The 21,597-nt window shown below is 61.2% G+C and carries 20 protein-coding genes and 2 pseudogenes; 12 read left to right on the top strand and 10 right to left on the bottom strand.

Going from position 1 to position 21,597, the window contains the following annotated elements; all coding sequences use genetic code 11:
• The first annotated feature begins 1 nt into the window (after position 1).
• Both CIB54_RS22025 and CIB54_RS22020 read left to right on the top strand, forming a co-directional pair.
• Complete coding sequence (locus tag CIB54_RS22025; RefSeq protein WP_101220950.1) at positions 2 to 1,465, top strand: N-acyl-D-amino-acid deacylase family protein; 1,464 nt, start codon at positions 2 to 4, stop codon at positions 1,463 to 1,465.
• Positions 1,466 to 1,494: 29 nt separating this feature from the next.
• On the top strand, positions 1,495 to 1,863 hold the full coding sequence (locus tag CIB54_RS22020) for a glyoxalase superfamily protein (protein WP_101220949.1): 369 nt from the start codon (positions 1,495 to 1,497) through the stop codon (positions 1,861 to 1,863).
• 58 nt (positions 1,864 to 1,921) lie between these two features.
• Here the strand turns inward: CIB54_RS22020 and CIB54_RS28055 are convergent.
• The 5 genes and pseudogenes from CIB54_RS28055 to CIB54_RS22000 form a co-directional block, all read right to left on the bottom strand.
• Positions 1,922 to 2,515 (bottom strand): annotated as a pseudogene (locus tag CIB54_RS28055) (methyl-accepting chemotaxis protein); the annotation flags it as partial.
• A 309-nt stretch (positions 2,516 to 2,824) separates the two neighbouring features.
• A pseudogene (locus tag CIB54_RS28050) lies at positions 2,825 to 3,841 on the bottom strand (methyl-accepting chemotaxis protein); the annotation flags it as partial.
• Between the two features lie 166 nt (positions 3,842 to 4,007).
• Complete coding sequence (locus tag CIB54_RS22010) at positions 4,008 to 5,837, bottom strand: CocE/NonD family hydrolase (RefSeq protein ID WP_101220947.1); 1,830 nt, start codon at positions 5,835 to 5,837, stop codon at positions 4,008 to 4,010.
• 19 nt (positions 5,838 to 5,856) lie between these two features.
• Positions 5,857 to 7,284 carry a YfcC family protein gene (locus tag CIB54_RS22005; RefSeq protein ID WP_101220946.1) on the bottom strand — a complete coding sequence of 476 codons (1,428 nt, stop codon included), beginning with the start codon at positions 7,282 to 7,284 and terminating at the stop codon, positions 5,857 to 5,859.
• Between the two features lie 107 nt (positions 7,285 to 7,391).
• Positions 7,392 to 8,288, bottom strand: a complete 897-nt coding sequence (locus tag CIB54_RS22000) for a LysR family transcriptional regulator (RefSeq protein ID WP_101220945.1) — start codon at positions 8,286 to 8,288, stop codon at positions 7,392 to 7,394.
• 184 nt (positions 8,289 to 8,472) lie between these two features.
• Between CIB54_RS22000 and CIB54_RS21995 the strand changes: the two genes are divergently transcribed.
• Together CIB54_RS21995 and CIB54_RS21990 are read left to right on the top strand one after the other, a co-directional pair.
• Positions 8,473 to 9,696 (top strand): OprD family porin, encoded by a 1,224-nt coding sequence (locus tag CIB54_RS21995; RefSeq protein WP_420094165.1) that lies wholly within the window; start codon positions 8,473 to 8,475, stop codon positions 9,694 to 9,696.
• 104 nt (positions 9,697 to 9,800) lie between these two features.
• The gene (locus CIB54_RS21990) at positions 9,801 to 10,418 is read left to right on the top strand and encodes a BamJ family beta-barrel-assembly machinery protein (RefSeq protein ID WP_065951187.1); all 618 of its coding nucleotides are present in this window, start codon (positions 9,801 to 9,803) and stop codon (positions 10,416 to 10,418) included.
• A gap of 63 nt (positions 10,419 to 10,481) precedes the next feature.
• Here the strand turns inward: CIB54_RS21990 and CIB54_RS21985 are convergent, their stop codons facing one another.
• From CIB54_RS21985 to CIB54_RS21975, 3 genes are all read right to left on the bottom strand, one after another.
• Positions 10,482 to 10,739: a PA4570 family protein gene (locus CIB54_RS21985; protein WP_003194088.1), complete on the bottom strand. Its 258-nt coding sequence runs from the start codon at positions 10,737 to 10,739 to the stop codon at positions 10,482 to 10,484.
• Between the two features lie 158 nt (positions 10,740 to 10,897).
• On the bottom strand, positions 10,898 to 11,239 hold the full coding sequence (locus CIB54_RS21980) for a zinc ribbon domain-containing protein YjdM (RefSeq protein WP_005791320.1): 342 nt from the start codon (positions 11,237 to 11,239) through the stop codon (positions 10,898 to 10,900).
• Positions 11,240 to 11,433: 194 nt separating this feature from the next.
• Positions 11,434 to 12,402, bottom strand: a complete 969-nt coding sequence (locus CIB54_RS21975; protein WP_057724030.1) for a polyprenyl synthetase family protein — start codon at positions 12,400 to 12,402, stop codon at positions 11,434 to 11,436.
• A gap of 239 nt (positions 12,403 to 12,641) precedes the next feature.
• Between CIB54_RS21975 and rplU the strand changes: the two genes are divergently transcribed.
• From rplU to CIB54_RS21940, 7 genes are all read left to right on the top strand, one after another.
• Positions 12,642 to 12,956 (top strand): 50S ribosomal protein L21, encoded by a 315-nt coding sequence (gene rplU, locus CIB54_RS21970; RefSeq protein ID WP_003176051.1) that lies wholly within the window; start codon positions 12,642 to 12,644, stop codon positions 12,954 to 12,956.
• A gap of 34 nt (positions 12,957 to 12,990) precedes the next feature.
• On the top strand, positions 12,991 to 13,248 hold the full coding sequence (gene rpmA, locus CIB54_RS21965) for a 50S ribosomal protein L27 (protein ID WP_003176049.1): 258 nt from the start codon (positions 12,991 to 12,993) through the stop codon (positions 13,246 to 13,248).
• Positions 13,249 to 13,441: 193 nt separating this feature from the next.
• Positions 13,442 to 14,665 (top strand): Obg family GTPase CgtA, encoded by a 1,224-nt coding sequence (cgtA, locus tag CIB54_RS21960; RefSeq protein WP_065883536.1) that lies wholly within the window; start codon positions 13,442 to 13,444, stop codon positions 14,663 to 14,665.
• 111 nt (positions 14,666 to 14,776) lie between these two features.
• A complete protein-coding gene (proB, locus tag CIB54_RS21955; protein ID WP_065951188.1) occupies positions 14,777 to 15,895 on the top strand; it encodes a glutamate 5-kinase in 1,119 nt (372 codons plus the stop codon).
• A 15-nt stretch (positions 15,896 to 15,910) separates the two neighbouring features.
• On the top strand, positions 15,911 to 16,375 hold the full coding sequence (locus CIB54_RS21950; RefSeq protein WP_065951189.1) for a CreA family protein: 465 nt from the start codon (positions 15,911 to 15,913) through the stop codon (positions 16,373 to 16,375).
• Between the two features lie 101 nt (positions 16,376 to 16,476).
• Positions 16,477 to 16,959 (top strand): glutathione peroxidase, encoded by a 483-nt coding sequence (locus tag CIB54_RS21945; RefSeq protein WP_065951190.1) that lies wholly within the window; start codon positions 16,477 to 16,479, stop codon positions 16,957 to 16,959.
• A 219-nt stretch (positions 16,960 to 17,178) separates the two neighbouring features.
• Positions 17,179 to 18,282, top strand: a complete 1,104-nt coding sequence (locus CIB54_RS21940) for an NADH:flavin oxidoreductase (protein WP_101220943.1) — start codon at positions 17,179 to 17,181, stop codon at positions 18,280 to 18,282.
• Here CIB54_RS21940 and CIB54_RS21935 read toward each other — a convergent pair.
• Both CIB54_RS21935 and cysZ read right to left on the bottom strand, forming a co-directional pair.
• A complete protein-coding gene (locus tag CIB54_RS21935; protein WP_101220942.1) occupies positions 18,251 to 19,453 on the bottom strand; it encodes a glycosyltransferase family 4 protein in 1,203 nt (400 codons plus the stop codon). The two genes, CIB54_RS21940 and CIB54_RS21935, sit on opposite strands and share 32 nt — an antisense overlap.
• Positions 19,454 to 19,507: 54 nt before the next feature.
• Positions 19,508 to 20,272, bottom strand: a complete 765-nt coding sequence (gene cysZ, locus CIB54_RS21930) for a sulfate transporter CysZ (RefSeq protein ID WP_065951193.1) — start codon at positions 20,270 to 20,272, stop codon at positions 19,508 to 19,510.
• A 282-nt stretch (positions 20,273 to 20,554) separates the two neighbouring features.
• On the opposite strand from cysZ, the gene trxB reads away from it, so the two are divergent.
• Positions 20,555 to 21,517, top strand: coding sequence for a thioredoxin-disulfide reductase (trxB, locus tag CIB54_RS21920; RefSeq protein WP_003194076.1), 963 nt, complete (start codon positions 20,555 to 20,557; stop codon positions 21,515 to 21,517).
• Positions 21,518 to 21,597 lie beyond the last annotated feature (80 nt).

Here is a 21,597-nt window from a genome sequence, read left to right as displayed (position 1 = left end):
AATGACGTACGACACGCTGATTCGCCAGGCGCTGATCATTGATGGCAGTGACACGCCTGGGTACCTCGCCGACGTGGGGTTGCGCAACGGGCGTATCGAGACGATCGGCGACCTGTCGGCGGCGACGGCCGTGCATGAAGTTGACGCCACCGGCTATGTACTGGCGCCGGGCTTTGTCGATGTGCACACCCACGACGACACCGTGGTGATCCGCCACCCGCAGATGCTGCCCAAGCTCAGCCAGGGCGTGACCACGGTGATTGTCGGCAACTGTGGCATCAGCGCTTCACCTGTGAGCCTGCGTGGCAATCCACCCGATCCGATGAACCTGTTGGGCAATGCCGAGGCTTTTGCCTACCCGCGCTTTATCGATTATCGCGCGGCGGTTGAACGCGCCCACCCCGCAGTCAATGTCGCCGCACTGATCGGCCACACGGCACTGCGCAGTAATCATATGGACGACCTGCACCGCACGGCCACAGCGCATGAAATCGCGGCCATGCGCATGCAGTTGCAGGAGAGTCTCGACGCCGGTGCCCTGGGTTTATCCACTGGCCTTGCCTACGCCAGCGCAGTCAATGCAGAGACCGATGAGGTGCTGCAACTGAGCGAAGAGCTGACGGCTTATGGCGCGGTGTACACCACGCATTTGCGCAGTGAGTTCGAGCCGGTATTGGACGCGATGGACGAAGCGTTTCTGATCGGCCGACGTGCCAGGGCGCCCGTGATTATTTCTCACCTCAAGTGCGCCGGTGCGGGGAACTGGGGACGCAGCCCGCAATTGTTGGCGTCGCTTGAGGCCGCGGCGAAAACCCATCCGGTGGGCTGTGATTGTTATCCCTATGCCGCCAGTTCGTCGACGCTGGACCTCAAGCAGGTCACTGACGCGTTCCGCATCACCATCACCTGGTCCACACCCCATCCTGAAATGGGTGGACGTGACTTGCAGGACATTGCCGCCGAGTGGGGCATTGCGCTGATGGACGCCGCTCGCCGCCTGCAACCAGCCGGTGCGGTGTATTACGGAATGGATGAGGCGGATGTGCGCCGTATCCTTGCGCATCCGCTGTCAATGGTGGGTTCCGACGGGTTGCCGGAAGACCCGTTTCCCCATCCCCGATTGTGGGGCGCGTTCCCGCGGGTGCTGGGACATTTCAGTCGCGATGTCGGACTGTTCCCGCTGCACACCGCAGTGCACAAAATGACCGGGCTCTCTGCGGCACGCTTCGGCCTGGCAGAGCGCGGCGAAATCCGTGAAGGGCACTGGGCCGACCTGGTGTTGTTCGACCCGTTGCGGGTGCGCGATATGGCGGATTTCAAGACGCCGCAGCGTGCAGCCGAAGGGATAGAGGGGGTGTGGGTCAACGGGGTGTTGAGCTACAGCGCAGGGCAGGCGAACGGCCAACGAGCGGGCCGGTTCCTGGCGCGTAACGGGGATTTGCGTCGAGGCTTTTCACCACTATAGTGGCTGCTTTCGAACATGGAGCGATTGCGATGCACTTAGGAAAAGTCACCCCCATTCTGCGGATGTTCGACGAGGCCAAGGCGCTGGAATTCTATATCGGCTTCCTGGGGTTCAAGGTCGATTGGCAGCATCGCTTCGAGGCCAATTTTCCGTTGTACCTGCAGGTGTCGCTGGGTGAGTGCGTGTTGCATCTGTCCGAGCATCATGGCGATGCGTCGCCGGGCGCTGCGGTGCGGATACAGGCCCAAGGAATAGACGCTTACCAGCAGCAATTGCAGGCCAAGGACTACCGTTACGCAAAGCCTGATGTAGAGGACACGCCTTGGGGCTCGCGGGAGATGAGCATCAAGGACCCGTTTGGGAATCGGGTGGTGTTTGTCGAGGAAGGGGAGGATTGAATGAATGGCAGCCCCAGTCAGTGACTGGGGCTGCGTCCGGGGCGAGCTTTTCTGTTGTTTACACCCGGAAATGGCTGACCATCTGTTGCAACTGGCTACCCAGCCGCGCCAGCTCTACGCTCGACTTGGCCGTCTCATCACTGGCCGTAGCGGTCTGCTCGGACACATCACGCACATTCACGATGCTGCGGCTGATCTCTTCGGCCACGGCGCTCTGCTGTTCGGCGGCCGCTGCAATCTGCTGGTTCATCGACTGGATGTTCGACACCGTTCGGGTGATGTTTTCCAGCGACACACCGGCCTTGCGCGTGAGGTCCACGCTGCTGTCGGTGAGGCTGCGGCTATTGTTCATCACGTTGGCCACTTGCTGGGTGCCGTTCTGCAAACCGGCAACCAGGCCTTCGATTTCCTCGGTGGATTTTTGCGTACGCTGGGCCAGCCCGCGCACTTCGTCGGCCACCACGGCAAACCCGCGACCGGCTTCACCGGCCCGTGCCGCTTCAATCGCCGCGTTAAGGGCCAGCAGGTTGGTTTGCTCGGCGACGGCCTTGATCACGTCCATTACGCTGCCGATCTTGTTGCTCTCTTGCTGCAAGTGAGCCATGGCGTCAGTGGAGCGTGCCACTTCGGCGGCCAGGCGCTCGATCTGAGCGATGGCTTCTGCCACCACCTTGTCGCCCGCGCGGGCTTGCCCATCGGCCTCGGCTGCTGCAAGGGAAGCCTGTTCGGCGTTACGCGCCACTTCCTGCACGGTGGCGGTCATTTCGTGCATCGCCGTGGCGACCTGGTCGGTCTCGATCTTCTGGCTGTTGACCCCGGCGCTGGTCTGCTCGGTAACGGCTGACAGCTCCTCGGCAGCGCTGGCGATCTGGGTCACGCCGTCACGAATCCCGCTGATCAGTTCACGCAAGGTGGTGCCCATGCGCTGGATGCCTTGTTGCAGCACGCCCAGTTCATCACGGCGGGTAACCTGGATATTGTGGCTGAGGTCGCCGGAGGCAATGCGCTCGACGACAGCCAGGGTGTCTTGCAGCGGGCGGGTGATCTGGCGGGTGATGACCAGGGCCGCGATGATGCCCACCAGCAGGGCCAGCAACGTGCTGATCAATTGCAGGCTGCGGGCCTGGGCGCTTTCGGCGTCGCGGCGTTCCAGCTGGATGTCGTAGAGCTTGTCGCTGATGGTGACGATGTCGGCGCCTTGGGTGGTCATTTCGGCGCGGGCGGTCACGATGTTGGCGTTGGCGGCTTTATAGCTTTGTACAGCGCTGCGATAGGCACCCAGTGCGGTTTCCAGCGAGCCCAGCGCGGTCTGTTGGCTGCTGCCGAAGACGGCAGTGAGGCTTTTCAAGCCGGCGATGGCTTTCTCGATTTGTGCGGCGGCACGGGCTTCGTTTTCTGCGTTGACGTTGTTGGTGTAACCACGGACGTCGTAACGCGCCAGCAGGAACTCTTCCTTGGCATTGGTCACGGCCTGGAACTGTGCGAAACGCTCCGGGCTGTCGGGCATCTGCTGCACGCTGGCGTCCAGTGCGTTGATCTGCGCGTTGGCGATGTCGGCCTTGTCGCCCATGACCTCGCGCGCAGCGTTGCCGTTGCGGTAGGCCTCGCGCATTTTGTTCAGGGACTGCTGATAGGCCGTGATGACCGCTTTCTGCTCATTGAGCAGCTTGAGGTTTTCCGGGCTCTTGAAACTGTCCAGCAGTTTTTGTTGCTGGGCAGCGAAGGCGTCGAGACTGGTCTGCACGTTCTGCGCCACGGCTTCATCGCCGTTGGCCAGCATGTATTGCAGGCGCACGATGCGCAGTTTGGTCAACGACGCATTGAGCTGGGTGATGTCGCTCATCCAGTTGCTGCGGTCGATCAAGCCGCCCAGGCTGGTCCAGCCGGTGAGTGCCAGGATCGAGGTGAGAACGAGCACCAGGCCGAAGCCCAGGCCGAGTTTGAGATTGACGCTGATGTTACCGAACCAGCTGTTCATCGAAAGCTCCTTGAAGAGTGATGTCTGTCTGCTGGACGGTGTGTTGTTGTTTGAGCCAGCCAAGATGTGTAGGGCTGTATCGGCGGCAAGGGAAAATTCTGAAGTGCTTTTCTTGCTCGGTGACGTGGGGTCGCCATCACCCTTGGGCAATGGCGACTCAGTGGGCTCAGGACAGCGCGGTGTTGGGCACCACGGTAAGCCGGAGGCAGGAGGCGGCGGCGTGGCTCAGATGCACACTATTGTGGGCAATCCGAGGGTGGCTGGCCTGGCCAGAAGGCTCGCCGCTGTTGGGGTTGACGTCAAAACGCGGAAAGTTGCTGCTGGCGATATCCAGGCGCAACCGATGGCCGCGCTTGAATAGGTTGCAGGTGGCGAACGGCTCGATCAGCACCTTTACTCGCTCACCCGGCGTCAGGGCCGTCGGCTGTTCCCATGAGTCGCGATAACGGCAGCGGCGGATGCCGTCGGTGATGTTCATCGCAAAGCCCTCGGGGTAGTCGGCACTGGGCGGATACACGTCCACCAGCTTGGCGGTGAAATCAGTGTCGGGCGTGTCGCTGTCGATCCACAGTTCGATCTGCACGTCACCGGCGACGATCAGGTCGTCGTCGAGGGGATCGGTCTGGAACACCAGCACGTCATCACGCTGGGCCAGGGGACGGTTATCCCCCAGGGTGCCGAAAAAGTCGGGACGCTCCCGTTGGTCGAAGGCACCGCCGGCAAACACAGGGGCGCCGGAGGTCAGCGCGCCGCCGATGGTCGGGACCGGATGGGCCGGGTCGGCACGGTAACTCAAGTGGGCGTCAGCCTCGACAGGTGCCTTGCGGCTCAACTGCCTGTGTGCATTCAGGTAGAGAGTCAATGTCTGGCTGCCGGGCAGTGGCCATTGCGTGGTGTGCAGCCAGCGGCCCCCATGGTGCAGGCGCCCGTTTTCGTCGCGATGGCCGCTGCCGCCGCCCATCACAAACACCTGCACGCAGGCCGTTGCGATGCGGGGCGAAGGCTTCAGCGATTGCTCGAACCAGGCCAGGCGGCAACTGAGCCAGTCCTGATCGATCTGCCCGTCAAAGGCAGCTTGCGGGCCGAATTCCACATCGCCGCTGTGGCTGATATTGCGGTCGCCATGCAGCCACGGGCCCATCACCAGGCGTTGGCGGGCCGTACGGTTGTGTGTGAAGGCGCGGTAGTTGGCCAGGGTCGAGCTGACGTAGGCGTCGTACCAGCTGGACATGAACAGCACGGGGATATCGGGCAGTTGCGCGTAGTGGCCTTCGGCGTAAATTCCCGACTGTCGCCAATATTCGCTGAAGGTGCCCTGGGCCCACTGCTCCAGCACGTAGGCTTCATATTCCGGCACATGGCGCAGGGGCGATTGCCCGGGTTGCCACGGCATACGTGTGAACCATTGATGAATATCCTCCTGCTCCAACGCTTCGCGAATCAGCGGGTCGTCCAGGGCTGCCGGGCTTTCCTTGGCCTGGCGATAGGCCCACGTCGCCTGTTTGAGCTCGAAGGCGCCGCCCTGGCGAATCCCGCACTGGTAGGCGTTGGCGAAGCCGCCGCTGTCCAGCACCATGCTGCTCAGGCCCGGTGGGTGCAGGCAGGCCATCGCCAGTTGCGTGTGGGCCGCGTAGGACAGGCCCATGCTGCCGACCTTGCCGTTGCACCAGGGCTGTTGGACGATCCAGGCCAGGGTGTCGAAACCGTCTTCGCCCTCGGCGGTGTACTTGATGAACCTACCTTCGGAGGCGTAGCGGCCACGGCAGTCCTGGAAGATCGCGACAAAGCCTTGCTCGGTAAACCGTGCGGCCATTTGCTCGCGGGAGAGGTGGTGGCCGTCGAGCTGTTTTTCCGAGCGCGAGGGTTTGCTCTTGTCGTAAGGCGTGCGCTCGATCACCACCGGAAACGGTCCACCGCCTGCCGCCGGCAAGTAGATGTCGGTGGCCAGGTGGATGCCGTCACGCATCGGGATCATTTGGTTACGCAGGATGTGCATGGGGATAACACTCATCGATTCAGTACCCGCTCGTCACCGCAATGGCTAGCAACGCCATCGCCAGTACGGCGTAGATCAGGAACAGCGGCAGGATGTAGCGCGCCCATTGGCCCCAGCCGACATTGGCGGTGGCCAATAGAACCAGCAGGCCGCTGGAGGTAGGGGTGATCATGTTGGTCAGGCCATTGCCCATCAAGAATGCGAACACCGTGGTCTGTGGGCTGACGCCGGACAGCTGGCCCAAGGGTCCGAAGATCGGCATGGTCACCGCCGCCTGGCCTGAGGTGGACGGGATCAGCACATCCAGCCCCAACTGCGCGAAGAACATGCCGTAGGCCGACACAATCGGACCGTGGTCACCCACCAGGTTGGCCAGGCTGTTGACGATGGTGTCCAGTACCTGGCCGGTACTGAGGATGATTTCCACCGCGGTGGCCAGGCCGATCAGGACGCCGGCGATCAGCACCTTCTTCATGCCATCGACAAAGGCGCTGGCAGCAGCGCTCGCACCGAGCCCGGCGATCACACTGAAGGCCACCGTCAGCAGCAGGTAGAACGCCGACAGCTCATGGTATTTCCAGCCCCAGCGGTTGGAGGCGTAGACCAGCAAAGCGATACCCGTCAGCAGCACGATCAGGTTGATCAGATGGCGCAGGGGCAACGGTGTACTTTCGAACGTGATCTGCGCCGTCGCATCGAAACCGTGCTTGCGAATGCTCCACAGCACGAAGGCGATTCCCACCAGCAGGAAGCTGCAGTAGGCAAGCACGCGCATGCTCAGGCCACTGAAGATCGGTAGCCCGACCATTGGCTGGGCGACGGATAGCGCTACCGGATTGGAGATTGAGGCCAGGTAGCCGATCTTCACCGAGATCGTGACGATGGCCAGCCCGATCAGGTTCGACAGCCCCAGCCGGTTGGCCATGGCGACCATCAACGGCACGATCAGGATAAATTCCTTGGCCAGTCCCATGAAGGTACTGCCGGCGGAAAACACCAGCATCAGGCACGGCACCAGCACATAGATATTGCCCCGCGTCAGACCCAGCATGCGCTCCAGCCCGGCGTCGATCACCCCGGCCTTGTTCAGCACGCCGAACATGCCGCCGATGAACAGCACCATGAAAATCAGCGCAGCACGCTTCTCGATGCCCTGGGGAATGGCCATGAAACCTTCCACCAGGGACACCGGGCGGGCCACGCTATCGCCGGCTTTGCGCGGCTCCAGGGCGAACAGTTGGCCCAGGGAATCGTGCTTTTCCAGGACCTGGTAAGAGCCCGGTATCACCAGGCCATTCTGGCGCTGGAACGTGCCCGAGTTCACCGCGTAGGTAAACGCCACTGCGAGCAGGACGATGCTCAGCAGGATGATGGCGGGATTGATCTGCTTGCGTTGCGTGGTATTTCCCACCGCTGCTTGGGTAGGGATGCTCTGGGATTCGCTCATGCTGGTGGCCCCGGCGTGCGCCGTTATTGTTATAGGGGTGACACGTGTGGGGCGGACACTAGGGCAAAGTTTTTACGACGACAATGTTATGCGTGAGGTGGGTTGGGCTATGCGTTTTGTGCGGCCAGACGCTGCTTGAGGTGTTCGGCAAACGCGTTCACCCGTTGCGACCTGGGCTCATTGGCGCGAAACGCCAGGCCGAATGCGTAGGGCAGCGCCGGGCGAAACGGGCGGATGACGATGGGCAAATGCAGGAAGTGGCTGGCCAGCAGACCATTGACGATCGACACCCCGAGGCCCTCGGCCACGAAGCTGCACGCAGCCCCGACCGAGTGCACCTCGACCCGCACCTGCGGCGTGAGGTTGGCGGCACGAAACACCTGGTTCAGCTCGGCCCGCAGCGCCCGTTGCCGGCCGAGCATCACCAGCGGCACGTTGCGCAGGTGCTGCACTTCGATGCAGGCGTGACGGGTCAACGGATGCTCGGCGGGCATTACACAGACACCTTCGGTTTGCAGCACCGGCTCGACATCGAAATCAGGGATTTGCGTGGGCAGGCGCACAAAACCCAGGTCGGCCGAACGGTCCAGCACTGCACGCTCGATCATGTCGTAGGAGCCGGTCAACAACTCAACGACGGTGTCGTCATGGCCCTTGAGAAACTGCGCCACGATGCGCGGCAACAGTTCCTGGGTCATGCTGGTGGGCACTGCGACCTTGAGCAGGCTTTTGCGTGAGCGCCCTACGCGCATTTCATCGGCCAGGCGCTGGATGCGCTGCATGCCATCCACCAGTCCGGCGACTTCGGCGAGCAATTCCTCGGCTTCCGGTGTGGCCATCAGGCGGCCCTTCTTGCGCAGGAACAACGCAAAACCCAAGTGCTCTTCCAGCTGGCTCAGCAAGCGGCTGACCGCCGATTGCGAGAGGCCCATGCGCGTCGCGGCGCCGATGGTCGAGCCCGTGGACATGATCGCCTTGAAGGCTTCGAGTTGCTTGAGATTCACCGTGTTTTTCCTGTCGGTTGGGAAGGGCGGCCGGTGCTTCACGCATAGCCTGATGCGCTTCTCGCATAACGTTGTGGGGCTGTCGACGAGCCGTTAGTGTCCTCTCCAACGCGACATGCCGTCCAGCCTGGCGCGCGGTGCAACTGCCCATAAAAAAACACAACATGGCATTGAGGAAGGGTGTATGCGTGAGTTTTTCACGAAGGGAGGAATGGTCTCGGCGGGGCTGCTGACGAGCCTGTCACCGGCCTTGATGGCCCAGGGTTTCTGGGAGGATTCCCATGGCCGATTGACCTTGCGTAACGTCTATTTCAACGACGGTTACCGCGACGGTGGTGAAGACCGCAAGGAATGGGCCCAGGGTTTTCTGCTCAACCTCCAGTCAGGCTATACCGAGGGTGCCGTGGGCTTTGGCCTGGATGCCTTGGGGCTGGCGGGCCTGCGTCTGGACTCCAGCCCGACGCATGCCGGTACTGGCTTGTTACCCGTGCACGACGACGGTCATGCGGCCAGTGAATTTTCCAGCCTGGGTGTCACGGCCAAAATGCGCTGGGGCGATGCGGTGGTGAAAACCGGCACGTTACTGCCGAAAATTCCGCTGCTGGTGCACAACGATGGCCGCCTGTTGCCGCAGACCTTCCAGGGCACCCAGGTGCAATACACCGGCCTTCGCGACCTGTACCTGCACGCCGGGCACCTGGACCAATTCAAGCTGCGTAACTCCACCGACAGTGTGGATATTTATCCCCAGGGCTACAGCGGAAAAAAGGGCAGTGACTTCGATTTTGCCGGCGCCACTTATGCCTTTACGTCGAAGCTCAGCGCCACCTGGTACTACGGTGAAATGCGCGAATTCTATCGCCAGCAATTCTTTGGCCTGGTGCATAAGCAGCCGCTGGGTAGCGGCACGCTGACCAGTGACTTGCGCTACTTCATCAGCAACCAAGCGGGTGAAGCGCGTAACGGCGAGGTCGACAGTGATATGTTCAGCGGTCTGTTCACTTACCGCCTGGGCGCGCAGGCGCTGGGTGTTGGCTATCAGAAAGTCAGCGGCGAGACGGCGTTGCCGTATGCCAGCGTCTCGACCGTGTATTCCTTCAGTAACGCCGGCGTGGGCAAGTTCATTCAGGCCGGGGAACACACCTGGATGCTGCGCTACGACTATGACTTCGCGGCGGTACTGCCGGGCTTGAGTTTCATGACCCGTTACTACAAAGGGCAAAACGGCGAGTTCAAGGGACGGGAGGCGCGTGAGTGGGAGTCCGACACGAATCTGCGCTATGTGGTCCAGGACAGCACGTTCAAAGGCCTGGGTGTGGAGTTGCGTAAGGCCACTTATCGCTCGACTTATGCCAGTGACCGGGACAACTACCGGTTGTACCTGACCTACGACCTGGCGCTCTGGTAGCCGGGGAGGGGGCTGATCATGGGCCGGTCTTGTGTGCTAGTCTGCGGGCCCTTTTAGTTCTGGATGGCGCAGTAAACAGCGTTGTCCTACAGCGGAGCCTCTTCATGTCCGAAGTTAATCTGTCCACCGACGAAACCCGCGTCAGCTACGGTATCGGCCGTCAGTTGGGCGACCAACTGCGCGACAACCCACCGCCGGGCGTCAGCCTGGACGCGATCCTGGCCGGCCTGACCGACGCGTTCGGCGGCAAGCCAAGCCGTGTTGACCAGGAACAGATGGCGGCCAGCTTCAAAGTGATCCGCGAAATCATGCAGGCCGAAGCCGCTGCCAAGGCTGAAGCCGCAGCAGGCGCGGGCCTGGCATTCCTGGCTGAAAACGCCAAGCGTGACGGCATCACCACACTGGCTTCCGGCCTGCAATTTGAAGTATTGACTGCCGGTGATGGCGCCAAGCCGACCCGTGAAGATCAAGTGCGCACTCACTACCACGGCACGCTGATCGACGGCACTGTGTTCGACAGCTCCTACGAGCGCGGTCAGCCTGCAGAATTCCCGGTCGGCGGCGTGATCGCCGGCTGGACCGAAGCCCTGCAACTGATGAATGCCGGCAGCAAATGGCGCCTGTACGTGCCGAGCGAACTGGCTTACGGCGCGCAAGGTGTTGGCAGCATTCCTCCGCACAGTGTTCTGGTATTCGACGTCGAGCTGCTCGACGTTCTGTAAGACCTGTTGTTGATTACCTGTTGGGGCGAACACGTTCGCCCCAACAGGGATTTGCCGGTTTCTTCATGGATGGAACTTGCCATTAAGCTCCGTCGCCGGGCGCAACGCTCGGGCATAGCAGAACAAAAACAGATTCCTTACCACTTCCTTCAGCACACCAGGCTCACTGGAGCTCAGGCCATTCACGTCCAGGTCGCCCTGGTCCTGCAGTTCATTCAGCGCTTCTTCTTCAAGCACCGCACAGACTTCGCCGGTTTCCCGATGCAGGATCCGCAGGTAAGGATGGGGGCGGTCCAGCCAGGCATCTATCAAATAAGTCATGGTCGTTCTCCTTGATGGGTTTCAATGAGAATAATTCTTATTCGTAGAATAGCAAGTATCTATTGGCGGTTTGCGATTTTTTTGTGTGGGTATTTGAGACAGGTCAACAGGAGGGCCAAGCGCCATCCCGCGGCCGGCGCGGGATGGATGCAGCAGATTCAGACTTTGCGCACGAACTCGGACTTGAGCTTCATCGGACCGATGCCGTCAATCTTGCAGTCGATATCGTGGTCGCCGTCGCACAGGCGGATATTCTTGACCTTGGTGCCGACCTTGACCACCAGTGAGGTGCCCTTGACCTTGAGGTCCTTGATCACGGTGATGGTGTCGCCGTCCTGCAGGACGTTGCCCACAGAGTCTTTCTTCACGGTTTCATCGCCCGCGACTTCGGCCTCGCCATTGGCGGACCATTCATGGGCGCATTCCGGGCAGACCAACTGGGTGCCGTCTTCGTAGGTGTATTCGGAATTGCATTTCGGGCAGGGTGGCAACGTGCTCACTAAAGCTCCTTGGGAGTCAGGATGGCTAAAAGTCGCACATTATATAGGGTTTTGTGGTCTTGCAGGCTGTATGACATCCAAATGTGGGAGGGGGCTTGCCCCCGATTGCGGCGTGTCAGCCACCTTATACGTTGGCTGACCTGCTGCTATCGGGGGCGAGCCCCCTCCCACATTGTCCTGCGTCGCTGGTGATTTTAGTGAGTGCGGGCGACCGCAAACTCACTCAGCTCAACCAGGGCATCCCGGTATTCGCTGGCGGGCAAGGCTTCCAGGCACTTGATCGCACGGGCCACGTAGTCACGCGCCAGTTGTGCGGTGTACTCCAGCGAGCCCGACGCCTCCACGGCGGCACGGATAGCCTCCAGGTCTTCGATCCCGCCTTTCTGGATTGCCTTGCGCACCAGTGCAGCCTGCTCCGGCGTGCCTTCGCGCATGGTGTAGATCAGCGGCAGGGTCGGCTTGCCCTCGGCCAGGTCGTCACCGACGTTCTTGCCCAGGGTCTCGGCGTCGCCCTTGTAGTCGAGCAGGTCGTCCACCAGTTGGAACGCCACGCCCAGGTGGTCGCCAAAGGTGCGCAGGGCTTCGGCCTGTTCGGCGGTGGCGCCGCACAGTGCCGCGGCGCTGTGGGTGGAGGCTTCGAAGAGCATCGCGGTCTTGCCGCGAATCACTTCCATGTAGGTTTCTTCGGTGGTGCTGGCGTCGCGGACCTTCGACAGCTGCAGCACTTCGCCTTCGGCGATGATGCGCGTGGCCTGTGAAAGAATCTTCATCACCGGCATCGAGCCCAGTTCAACCATCATTTCGAACGAGCGCGAGTACAGGAAGTCGCCCACCAGTACACTCGGCGCGTTGCCCCACATGGCATTGGCGGTCTCGCGGCCACGGCGCATGCCGGACATGTCGACCACGTCGTCATGCAGCAGGGTGGCGGTGTGCAGGAATTCGATGGTGGCGGCCAGCAGGCGCAGGTCATCGCCTTCGCGGCCCAGGGCCTTGCCGCACAGCAACACTAATAAAGGACGCAGACGCTTACCGCCGGCCGACGTAATATAGTCGCCAATTTTGGAGACCAGCGGCACTTTTGACGTCAGCTGCTGCTTGATGATGCCGTCGACGGCGCTAAAATCGTCCGCGACCGCGCGGTAGAAAGCTTGGGGTTGCATCAGCGACAGTCGCTCCAGAAGGGTTGCGCGGCATGCTAGGACCCTGACCCCGCAGTGTCAAGGCGCGATAGACGGCCCCTTGCAACACCCATTTACCTTGCGTACAATCGCGCACCCTGAACTTCCTGGGCAGCACCTGCCTTACGCAATTGCATTCGGGACGTCCATCCCATGCAGCCATGCCAGCCAATACCTCTTCTTATAAAGCGCTGGGTGAGCAGGATTATCGGAGAAATACCATGTCGTACGCAGTAATTGTTACTGGTGGCAAGCAATACAAAGTCGCCCCAGGTGAATACCTGAAGATCGAAAAACTGGAAATCGCCACTGGCGAATCCGTGACGTTTGATCGCGTTCTGTTGGTCGCCAATGGCGATGACGTGAACATCGGCGCTCCAGTTGTTGCTGGCGCTACCGTTGTGGCTGAAGTGATCTCCCAAGGTCGTCACGATAAAGTCCGCATCATCAAGTTCCGTCGTCGTAAGCACCACATGAAGCGTATGGGCCACCGCCAGTGGTACACCGAGATCAAAATCACCGGTATTCAGGCTTAATTTCAGCCTAATTCCTCACTAGGAGAATTGACTCATGGCACACAAAAAAGCTGGTGGTAGTACCCGTAACGGTCGCGACTCAGAAGCCAAACGCCTTGGCGTGAAGATGTATGGCGGCCAGAAAATCATTCCGGGCAACATCATCGTGCGTCAGCGCGGCACCCAATTCCACGCCGGTTACGGTGTTGGCATGGGTAAGGATCACACCCTCTTCGCTAAAATCGAAGGCGTGATCAAGTTTGAAGTAAAAGGCGCGTTCAACCGCCGTTACGTGAGCGTTGTCGCCGCTTAATTGCGCGATCGCTGGAAAAGCCCTGTCTCGCGACGGGGCTTTTTCGTTTATGGGGTGAGTCTCTTGCAAAGCTGTTTGTGATGGGCTCCGGGGCTGGATTTGCGGTCGCTGATTGAGGTCGCTGCGCTCATTTTTGCAAGAGTCTTATGTCTTGGTTTCTTAAGCTCGTCCGTGCGGCGAGAGGCGTTTTGTTATGAAGTTCGTTGATGAAGTTTCCATCCGAGTAAAAGCAGGCGACGGCGGTAACGGTTGCATGAGTTTCCGTCGCGAAAAGTTCATTGAAAACGGTGGGCCAAACGGCGGTGACGGCGGTGACGGCGGTTCCATCTACATGATGGCCGACGAAAACCTCAACACCCTGGTCGACTACCGTTACACCCGGCACTTTGATGCCGAGCGTGGCTCCAACGGCGGCAGCACCGACTGCACCGGTAAAAAAGGCGAAGACCTGGTACTGCGCGTACCGGTCGGTACCACGATTATCGACTCCGCTACCCAGGAAGTGATCGGCGACCTGACCAAGGCCGGCCAGAAGCTGATGGTGGTGCAGGGCGGCTGGCACGGTCTGGGTAACACCCGATTCAAGTCCAGCACCAACCGTGCACCGCGCCAGACCACCCCAGGCAAGCCGGGCGAGCAGCGCGACCTCAAGCTGGAAATGAAAGTACTCGCCGACGTAGGCCTGCTGGGCCTGCCGAACGCCGGCAAAAGTACCTTCATTCGCTCGGTCTCGGCCGCCAAGCCGAAAGTTGCCGACTACCCGTTCACCACCCTGGTGCCGAACCTGGGCGTGGTCAGCGTCGACCGCTGGAAGAGCTTTGTGATCGCCGACATCCCAGGCCTGATCGAAGGTGCTTCCGACGGCGCAGGCCTGGGGATTCGCTTCCTCAAGCACTTGTCGCGCACCCGTTTGCTGCTGCACCTCGTCGACATGGCGCCACTGGATGACACCAGTGCAGCCGACGCCGCCGAAGTGATCGTCAGCGAGCTGACCAAGTTCAGCCCGGCCCTGGCCGAGCGTGACCGTTGGCTGGTGCTGAACAAGTGCGACCAGATCCTTGAGGAAGAGCATGAAGAGCGCGTCAAGGAAATCGTCGACCGCCTGGAGTGGGAAGGTCCGGTCTATGTGATCTCGGCCATCGCCAAAGAAGGCACCGAGCGCCTGACCCGCGACATCATGCGCTACCTGGAAGACCGCGCCGACCGCCTGGCGGCCGACCCGGTATTCAAGGCCGAGCTGGCCGAACTCGACCAGCAGATCGAAGACGAAGCCCGCGCCCAGCTGCAAGCCCTGGACGACCAGCGCGCCCTGCGCCGCAGCGGCGTGAAGTCGGTCCACGACATCGGTGACGATGATTGGGACGAAGAAGACGTGGATGACGAAGACGGTCCGGAAATCATTTACGTGCGCGACTGATTCGTTGCGATAAACTTGAACGCCGCTCCTTATAGAGCGGCGTTTTGGTATCCGGGTATAACGTTATGGGCGGCGCTGGGTCGCGCGGCCCTCACTCTAAGGTTGAAGATGATGCGGAGCAAAGTGACAGGTGCGCAGCGCTGGGTCGTGAAGATCGGCAGTGCGTTGCTGACAGCGGATGGCAAGGGGCTGGACCGTGCAGCCATGAGCGTCTGGGTCGAGCAGATGGTGGCCTTGCATGAGGCCGGTGTCGAGTTGGTGCTGGTCTCGTCCGGGGCGGTTGCCGCCGGGATGAGCCGCCTCGGCTGGACCGCGCGACCCAGCGCGATGCACGAACTGCAAGCCGCCGCCGCCATCGGCCAGATGGGCCTGGTGCAAGCCTGGGAGTCCAGCTTTGCCGAGCACGGCCGCCACACGGCGCAGATCCTGCTGACCCATGACGACCTGTCCGACCGCAAGCGCTACCTCAACGCCCGCAGTACCTTGCGTGCGTTGGTGGAGCTCAAGGTCATCCCGGTGATCAACGAGAACGACACCGTGGTCACCGACGAAATCCGTTTCGGCGACAACGACACCCTCGCGGCGCTGGTAGCCAACCTGGTGGAAGCCGACCTGCTGGTGATCCTCACCGACCGCGACGGCATGTTCGACGCTGACCCGCGCAACAATCCCGACGCCCAGCTTATCTACGAAGCCCGGGCTGATGACCCGGCGCTGGACGCCGTGGCCGGCAGCGTCGGCGGTGCCCTGGGCCGTGGCGGCATGCAGACCAAGTTGCGCGCCGCGCGCCTGGCCGCGCGTTCCGGCGCCCACACCATCATCGTCGGTGGGCGCCTGGAGCGCGTGCTGGATCGCCTCAAGGCGGGCGAGCGCATCGGTACGCTGCTGTCGCCGGAGCGTGGCATGCTGGCGGCGCGCAAGCAGTGGCTGGCCGGGCACCTGCAAACCCGTGGCACCCTGGTGCTGGACGAAGGCGCGGTATCGGCGCTGTCCCAGGGTAACAAGAGCTTGCTGCCGGTGGGCGTCAAGCGGGTGCAAGGCAGCTTCCGCCGAGGCGAGATGGTGGTCTGCGTGGCGCCGGACGGTCGTGAGATCGCCCGCGGCCTGGCGAACTACAGTGCCCTGGAAGCGCAGAAGATTATTGGACAATCGTCCGACGCGATTGTCGGACTCTTGGGTTACATGGCCGAGCCGGAACTGGTTCACCGCGACAACCTGATCCTGGTTTAACCAAAGGAATACACGATGCGTTTAGTGAAGGGATTGCTCGGCCTGCTGTTGGCCATGCCACTGCTGGCCTCGGCCGAAGAAGTCGGACAGGTGTCGACGGTGTTCAAGATTGTCGGCCCCAATGACCGGATCGTCGTCGAAGCATTCGATGACCCCAAGGTCGACGGCGTGACGTGTTACCTGTCGCGCGCCAAGACCGGCGGCGTGAAAGGTGGCCTGGGCCTGGCCGAAGACCGCGCCGAAGCCTCGATCGCCTGTCGCCAGGTGGGCCCGATCCACTTCAAGGGCGAGCTCAAGGACGGCGACGAAGTGTTCAAGGAGCGCACCTCGCTGGTGTTCAAGACCATGCAGGTGGTGCGTTTCCTCGACAAGAAGCGCAATACCCTGGTGTATCTGGTCTACAGCGACCGCCTGATCGAAGGCAGCCCGCAGAACGCGGTGACGGCGATCCCGATTTTGCCATGGCCAACCGCTCAGTAACCGGCGGGCGAGTTTTTCAATAGGCATCTATGATTGCAGGCCTGTGGTCTGTAATCTCGAACGGCCGCAATGCGAAGAACATGGGATATCTGGAGTTCGTCATGAGTGCTTTCCACGACCTGAAACTCAAAGCGTTGGACGGACAAGAGCTGCCGCTGGCGCCCTTGAAGGGCCACGTCGTACTGGTGGTCAACGTCGCCTCCAAATGCGGTCTGACCCCGCAGTATGCGGCCCTGGAAAACCTCTACCAGCAATACAAGGATCAGGGTTTCACCGTGCTGGGCCTTCCCTGCAATCAGTTTGCAGGCCAGGAGCCGGGTACCGAGCAGGAGATCCAGGCATTCTGCAGCCTCAATTACGGGGTGACGTTCCCCCTGGGCAGCAAGCTTGAGGTGAATGGCCCTGATCGTCACCAGCTGTACCGCCTGCTGGCGGGCGAGGGCGCCGAATTTCCAGGCGATATCACCTGGAATTTCGAGAAGTTCCTGCTCGGCAAAGATGGCCGTGTGCTTGCGCGCTTCTCGCCGCGTACGCCGCCGGAAGATCCTTCAATCGTTCAGGCCATCGAAAAAGCCCTGGCCTGAATCCCCCCTCTGTAGGAGCGAGCCTGCTCGCGAAAATCGCCAACGGTGACGCGTACACTCTGGATTTACGCGCTGCCCTCCGGCTCTTCGCGAGCAAGCTCGCTCCTACAGGTATTCGGTTGTTTTTATCGCCTTAATCACTCAGATCAATAGTGCTACCCAGCAAGCTTTGGCGTGCATATTATCCACATCATAAATTCGCCTCATGTGGAGTGCTCCATGCCCGTCCAAGCCTTGTTCAAACCTTTTCAGCTCGGTGCACTGCAACTGTCGACCCGCGTGGTGATGGCGCCCATGACGCGTTCGTTTTCACCCGGCGGTGTACCCAATTCCAAGGTTATCGAGTACTACCGCCGCCGCGCCGCCGCCGGTGTGGGCCTGATCATCACCGAAGGCACAGTGGTGGGGCATCAAGCCTCCAACGGCTACCCCAACGTTCCACACTTCTACGGCGAAGCGGCGTTGGCCGGCTGGAAGAAAGTGGTGGATGCGGTGCACGCCGAAGGCGGCAAGATTGTTCCGCAGTTGTGGCATGTGGGCAGTGTGCGCCGTATCGGGACCGAACCTGACGCCAGCGTGCCTGCCTATGGCCCGATGGAAAAACTCAAGGAGGGCAGCGTCGTTGTCCACGGCATGACCACCCAGGACATCCAGGACGTGATCAATGCCTTCGCCCAGGCGGCCAGAGACGCCCAGCGCATCGGCATGGACGGTGTGGAAATCCACGGCGCCCACGGCTATCTGGTCGACCAGTTCTTCTGGGAAGGCAGCAACCAGCGCACCGATGAATACGGCGGCAGCCTGGCCAATCGGTCACGTTTCGCCATCGAACTGATCCAGGCTACCCGCGCGGCGGTTGGCCCGGATTTTCCGATCATCTTGCGTTTTTCCCAGTGGAAGCAGCAGGACTACACGGCGCGCCTGGTGCAAACGCCCGAGGCGTTGGGTGAATTCCTCAAGCCGTTGTCCGACGCCGGCGTGGATATTTTCCACTGCTCCACGCGCCGGTTCTGGGAACCGGAGTTCGAAGGTTCCGACCTCAACCTGGCCGGCTGGACCCGCCAGTTGACGGGCAAGCCGACGATTACCGTGGGCAGTGTCGGCCTGGACGGCGAATTCCTGCAGTTCATGGTCAATACCGACAAAGTCGCGCAGCCGGCCAGCCTCGAGAAACTGCTGGAACGCTTGAATAACGATGAGTTCGATCTGGTCGCCGTGGGCCGTGCGCTGCTGGTGGACCCGGATTGGGCAGTGAAGGTACGCGAGGGGCGTGAGGCGGACATTCTGCCCTTCAGTCGTGAGGCGTTGACGAGCCTGGTGTAAGCGGCGACAAGACGGGGGCCGGTTGCCCGTCATTGCACGCACCGCGTAACTGACGCTCGAACTGCTCGATGATGGCCGGCCACCCCTGACGGCTGGCATGTTGTCGGGCATTCAAACGTGCTCGGCGTAAGGTCTCGCGTTCCTCCAGCAGCCACACGGCCGCATCGCAAAATGCGTTCTCATCCCCTGGCATCGCCAGTACCCCGTTGTAGCCGTGGCGAACATGCTGGGTGGCGGCCGCCTGGTCGTACGCCACCACACCCAGCCCGGACGCCATGGCTTCCAGCACCACATTGCCGAACGTTTCGGTCAGGCTGGGAAACAGGAACAGATCGCCCGAGGCGTAATGCCGTGCCAGCTCCTCGCCGCGCTGGGCGCCGCAGAACACTGCTTCGGGCAAGTCGCGCTGCAAGAGGCTGCGCTGCGGGCCGTCGCCGACAATGACCAGCTTCAGCCGCCGCGAGGGGTAAGTGCTCTGCAAAGCATCGAAACAGCGTTTGAGCAGCCCCAGATTTTTCTCTTGGGCGAGGCGTCCTACGTGCAGCACCACAATATCGTCGCTCTCCAAGCCCCAGCTTTCGCGCAGGCTGTAGTCGCGTTTCGCCGGGTGGAACAGGCGGCTATCGACTCCCCGGGACAGCAGCCCAAGACGCTCGAAATGCCGACGTTCCAACTCAAGGCGTTGACTCGCGCTGGGAACCAGCGTCAAGGTCGACCGGTTATGAAACCAGCGCAGATAATGGGTGACCAGGCGACTCAACAGGCTCAAGCCGTACTGGTTCGAATACTGTTGAAAGTTGGTATGGAAGCCGCTGACCACACTGATTCCCAGGCGTCGCGCGGCGCGTAACGCCGACAGGCCCAGCGGCCCCTCGGTTGCGATGTACAACACATCCGGACGCTGACGGGTCCAGCGTCGCAGCAGCTTGTGCATCGACGATTGGCCCCATTGCAGGCCTGGATACCCGGGCAGCGGCCAGCCACGGCACAGCAGCAACTCATCGTCACTCGGCCGGCTCTGGTCGGCACCCTGGCGCGGGCGCACCAGTTCGATTTGATGGCCGCGCGCGCGCAAACCGTCGCACAGGCGGCCAAGGGTGTTGGCCACCCCGTTGATTTCCGGCGGGAAGGTTTCGGTGATCAGGGTGATGTGAAGCGAGGCTGTCGTCATGACCCACAGTGTCGCTGCGGGCCATGTCGTCATTGTGTCACCGGGATGATGGATTTATGACCGGGCTACCTGCTGGCCCGCCATCGCCTCGGCACCTTGCTCGCGCACCCAGAACAACGTGGCCCCGGCGACCGCCGCCGGCATCATCAGCAGGTTGACCACCGGCACCAGCAGCACCAGGTAGACGATGCCGCCGAAGCTCATGCTCTGCCAGCGTTTCTGGCGCAGCCAGGCGAGCATTTCGTTCCAGCCCAGCTTGTGGTTGTCGGCCGGGTAGTCGATGTATTGGATCGCCATCATCCACACGCCGAACAGCAGCCACAACGGCGCGGCAATCAGGTTGACCACTGGAATGAACGACAGGATGAACAGGCCGACAGCCCGCGGCAGGAAATAGCCCAGCTTGCGCATTTCCCGGGCCAGGGTGCGCGGGACCATGGCGATCAATTCGGCCCAGCTGAACGCGGGGAAGTCGTCGGTGCCACGCACCACCACTTCGACTTTCTCCGATAGAAAGCCATTGAACGGCGCCGCGATGATGTTGGCGAGCATGGTGAAGGTGAAGAACACCATCAGCACCACCAGCGCGACAAACAAGGGCCATAACAGGTAATTCAGAAAGCTCAGCCAACTCGGCAGGGTGGGCATCAGGTGGTCAACCCATAAGCTGAACTGGTGCCCGGCAAAATAGATCAATCCCACAAACAGCAGCAGGTTGATCGCCAGCGGCAGCAGCACAAACAGGCGCAGGCCGGGGCTCAGCACCAGTTTGAGGCCTTCGCGCAGGTATTGCGGGCCGGAAAGAGCGGGGGCGGGCATGGAAAACTCCGAGCATAGTGACGAACGGGCCGACCTTACCGGCTTTGTATTCCGGGGGAAAGCGGCGACATCAGCGGTAACAATCACCTCGATTGGCCGAGCCGACTGCATAGAGACCACCTATGAGCTGGATTGTTATTGCGTATTTCCTTAATCTTGCCCCCCTCGATACGCTGCACCCATTATTTTCAGGGCCTGCGAGTTCAAGCCTTCCCCAAGTGCTTCGTGGTCCCTTTTTTATTCCAGCCGTCTTGTTGTGCGGACGGTCGATAGGAGTGAGTCATGTCTGATACCCGTCATTCGCGAGTGATTATTCTCGGTTCCGGCCCTGCCGGTTACAGCGCTGCCGTCTACGCTGCCCGGGCCAACCTCAAGCCGCTGCTGATCACCGGCATGCAGGCGGGCGGTCAGTTGACCACCACCACTGAAGTCGACAACTGGCCGGGCGATGTCCATGGCCTGACCGGCCCGGTGCTGATGGAGCGTATGAAAGAACACGCCGAGCGCTTTGAAACCGAGATCGTGTTCGACCACATCAACAAGGTCGATTTCTCCAAGAAGCCTTACAGCCTGACGGGCGACAGCGGCGTGTACACCTGTGACGCCTTGATCATCGCCACCGGCGCCAGCGCTCGTTACCTGGGCCTGCCCTCGGAAGAGGCGTTCATGGGCAAGGGCGTTTCCGCCTGCGCGACCTGCGACGGTTTCTTCTATCGCAACAAGCCGGTGGCGGTGGTCGGTGGCGGCAACACCGCTGTGGAAGAGGCGCTGTACCTGGCCAACATCGCCAGCACCGTGACCCTGGTGCACCGCCGCGAAACCTTCCGCGCCGAGAAGATCCTGATCGACAAGCTGCACGCCCGTGTCGCTGAAGGCAAGATCATCCTCAAGCTCAACGCCACGCTGGACGAAGTCCTGGGTGACAACATGGGCGTGACCGGCGCTCGCCTGAAGAACAACGACGGCAGCTTCGACGAGTTGAAAGTCGACGGTGTATTCATTGCCATCGGCCACACCCCGAACACGTCGTTGTTCGAAGGCGTGCTGGAAGCCAAAGACGGTTACCTGGTGGTGCAGGGCGGCCGTGAAGGCAATGCAACGGCTACCAACATCGAAGGTATCTTCGCTGCCGGTGACGTGGCTGACCACGTGTACCGCCAGGCCATCACCTCGGCCGGCGCCGGTTGCATGGCGGCCCTGGATGCCGAGCGTTACCTCGACGGTTTGAAAGACGCCTCGTTCTAAGCAACGCGGCATAACAAATGTGGGAGGGGGCAAGCCCCCTCCCACATTTTGATCCGCGTCTGACTCAGGATTTGCGGGTC

It is taken from the genome of Pseudomonas fluorescens (assembly GCF_002837185.1).
Taxonomy (GTDB): Bacteria; Pseudomonadota; Gammaproteobacteria; order Pseudomonadales; family Pseudomonadaceae; genus Aquipseudomonas; species Aquipseudomonas fluorescens_AM.
Note: the sequence above shows the minus strand (reverse complement) of the source record. Positions and strands in the feature narration are given on the sequence as shown.

What these genes read in the sequence shown, in the direction of transcription:
- CIB54_RS22025 (WP_101220950.1), top strand. Translation starts at nt 2, where the DNA reads ATGACGTACGACACGCTGATTCGCCAGGCGCTGATCATTGATGGCAGT.
- CIB54_RS22020 (WP_101220949.1), top strand. Translation starts at nt 1,495, where the DNA reads ATGCACTTAGGAAAAGTCACCCCCATTCTGCGGATGTTCGACGAGGCC.
- CIB54_RS22010 (WP_101220947.1), bottom strand. Translation starts at nt 5,837, where the DNA reads ATGCACATCCTGCGTAACCAAATGATCCCGATGCGTGACGGCATCCAC.
- CIB54_RS22005 (WP_101220946.1), bottom strand. Translation starts at nt 7,284, where the DNA reads ATGAGCGAATCCCAGAGCATCCCTACCCAAGCAGCGGTGGGAAATACC.
- CIB54_RS21995 (WP_420094165.1), top strand. Translation starts at nt 8,473, where the DNA reads ATGCGTGAGTTTTTCACGAAGGGAGGAATGGTCTCGGCGGGGCTGCTG.
- CIB54_RS21990 (WP_065951187.1), top strand. Translation starts at nt 9,801, where the DNA reads ATGTCCGAAGTTAATCTGTCCACCGACGAAACCCGCGTCAGCTACGGT.
- CIB54_RS21985 (WP_003194088.1), bottom strand. Translation starts at nt 10,739, where the DNA reads ATGACTTATTTGATAGATGCCTGGCTGGACCGCCCCCATCCTTACCTG.
- CIB54_RS21975 (WP_057724030.1), bottom strand. Translation starts at nt 12,402, where the DNA reads ATGCAACCCCAAGCTTTCTACCGCGCGGTCGCGGACGATTTTAGCGCC.
- rplU (WP_003176051.1), top strand. Translation starts at nt 12,642, where the DNA reads ATGTCGTACGCAGTAATTGTTACTGGTGGCAAGCAATACAAAGTCGCC.
- rpmA (WP_003176049.1), top strand. Translation starts at nt 12,991, where the DNA reads ATGGCACACAAAAAAGCTGGTGGTAGTACCCGTAACGGTCGCGACTCA.
- cgtA (WP_065883536.1), top strand. Translation starts at nt 13,442, where the DNA reads ATGAAGTTCGTTGATGAAGTTTCCATCCGAGTAAAAGCAGGCGACGGC.
- proB (WP_065951188.1), top strand. Translation starts at nt 14,777, where the DNA reads ATGCGGAGCAAAGTGACAGGTGCGCAGCGCTGGGTCGTGAAGATCGGC.
- CIB54_RS21950 (WP_065951189.1), top strand. Translation starts at nt 15,911, where the DNA reads ATGCGTTTAGTGAAGGGATTGCTCGGCCTGCTGTTGGCCATGCCACTG.
- CIB54_RS21945 (WP_065951190.1), top strand. Translation starts at nt 16,477, where the DNA reads ATGAGTGCTTTCCACGACCTGAAACTCAAAGCGTTGGACGGACAAGAG.
- CIB54_RS21940 (WP_101220943.1), top strand. Translation starts at nt 17,179, where the DNA reads ATGCCCGTCCAAGCCTTGTTCAAACCTTTTCAGCTCGGTGCACTGCAA.
- CIB54_RS21935 (WP_101220942.1), bottom strand. Translation starts at nt 19,453, where the DNA reads ATGACGACAGCCTCGCTTCACATCACCCTGATCACCGAAACCTTCCCG.
- cysZ (WP_065951193.1), bottom strand. Translation starts at nt 20,272, where the DNA reads ATGCCCGCCCCCGCTCTTTCCGGCCCGCAATACCTGCGCGAAGGCCTC.
- trxB (WP_003194076.1), top strand. Translation starts at nt 20,555, where the DNA reads ATGTCTGATACCCGTCATTCGCGAGTGATTATTCTCGGTTCCGGCCCT.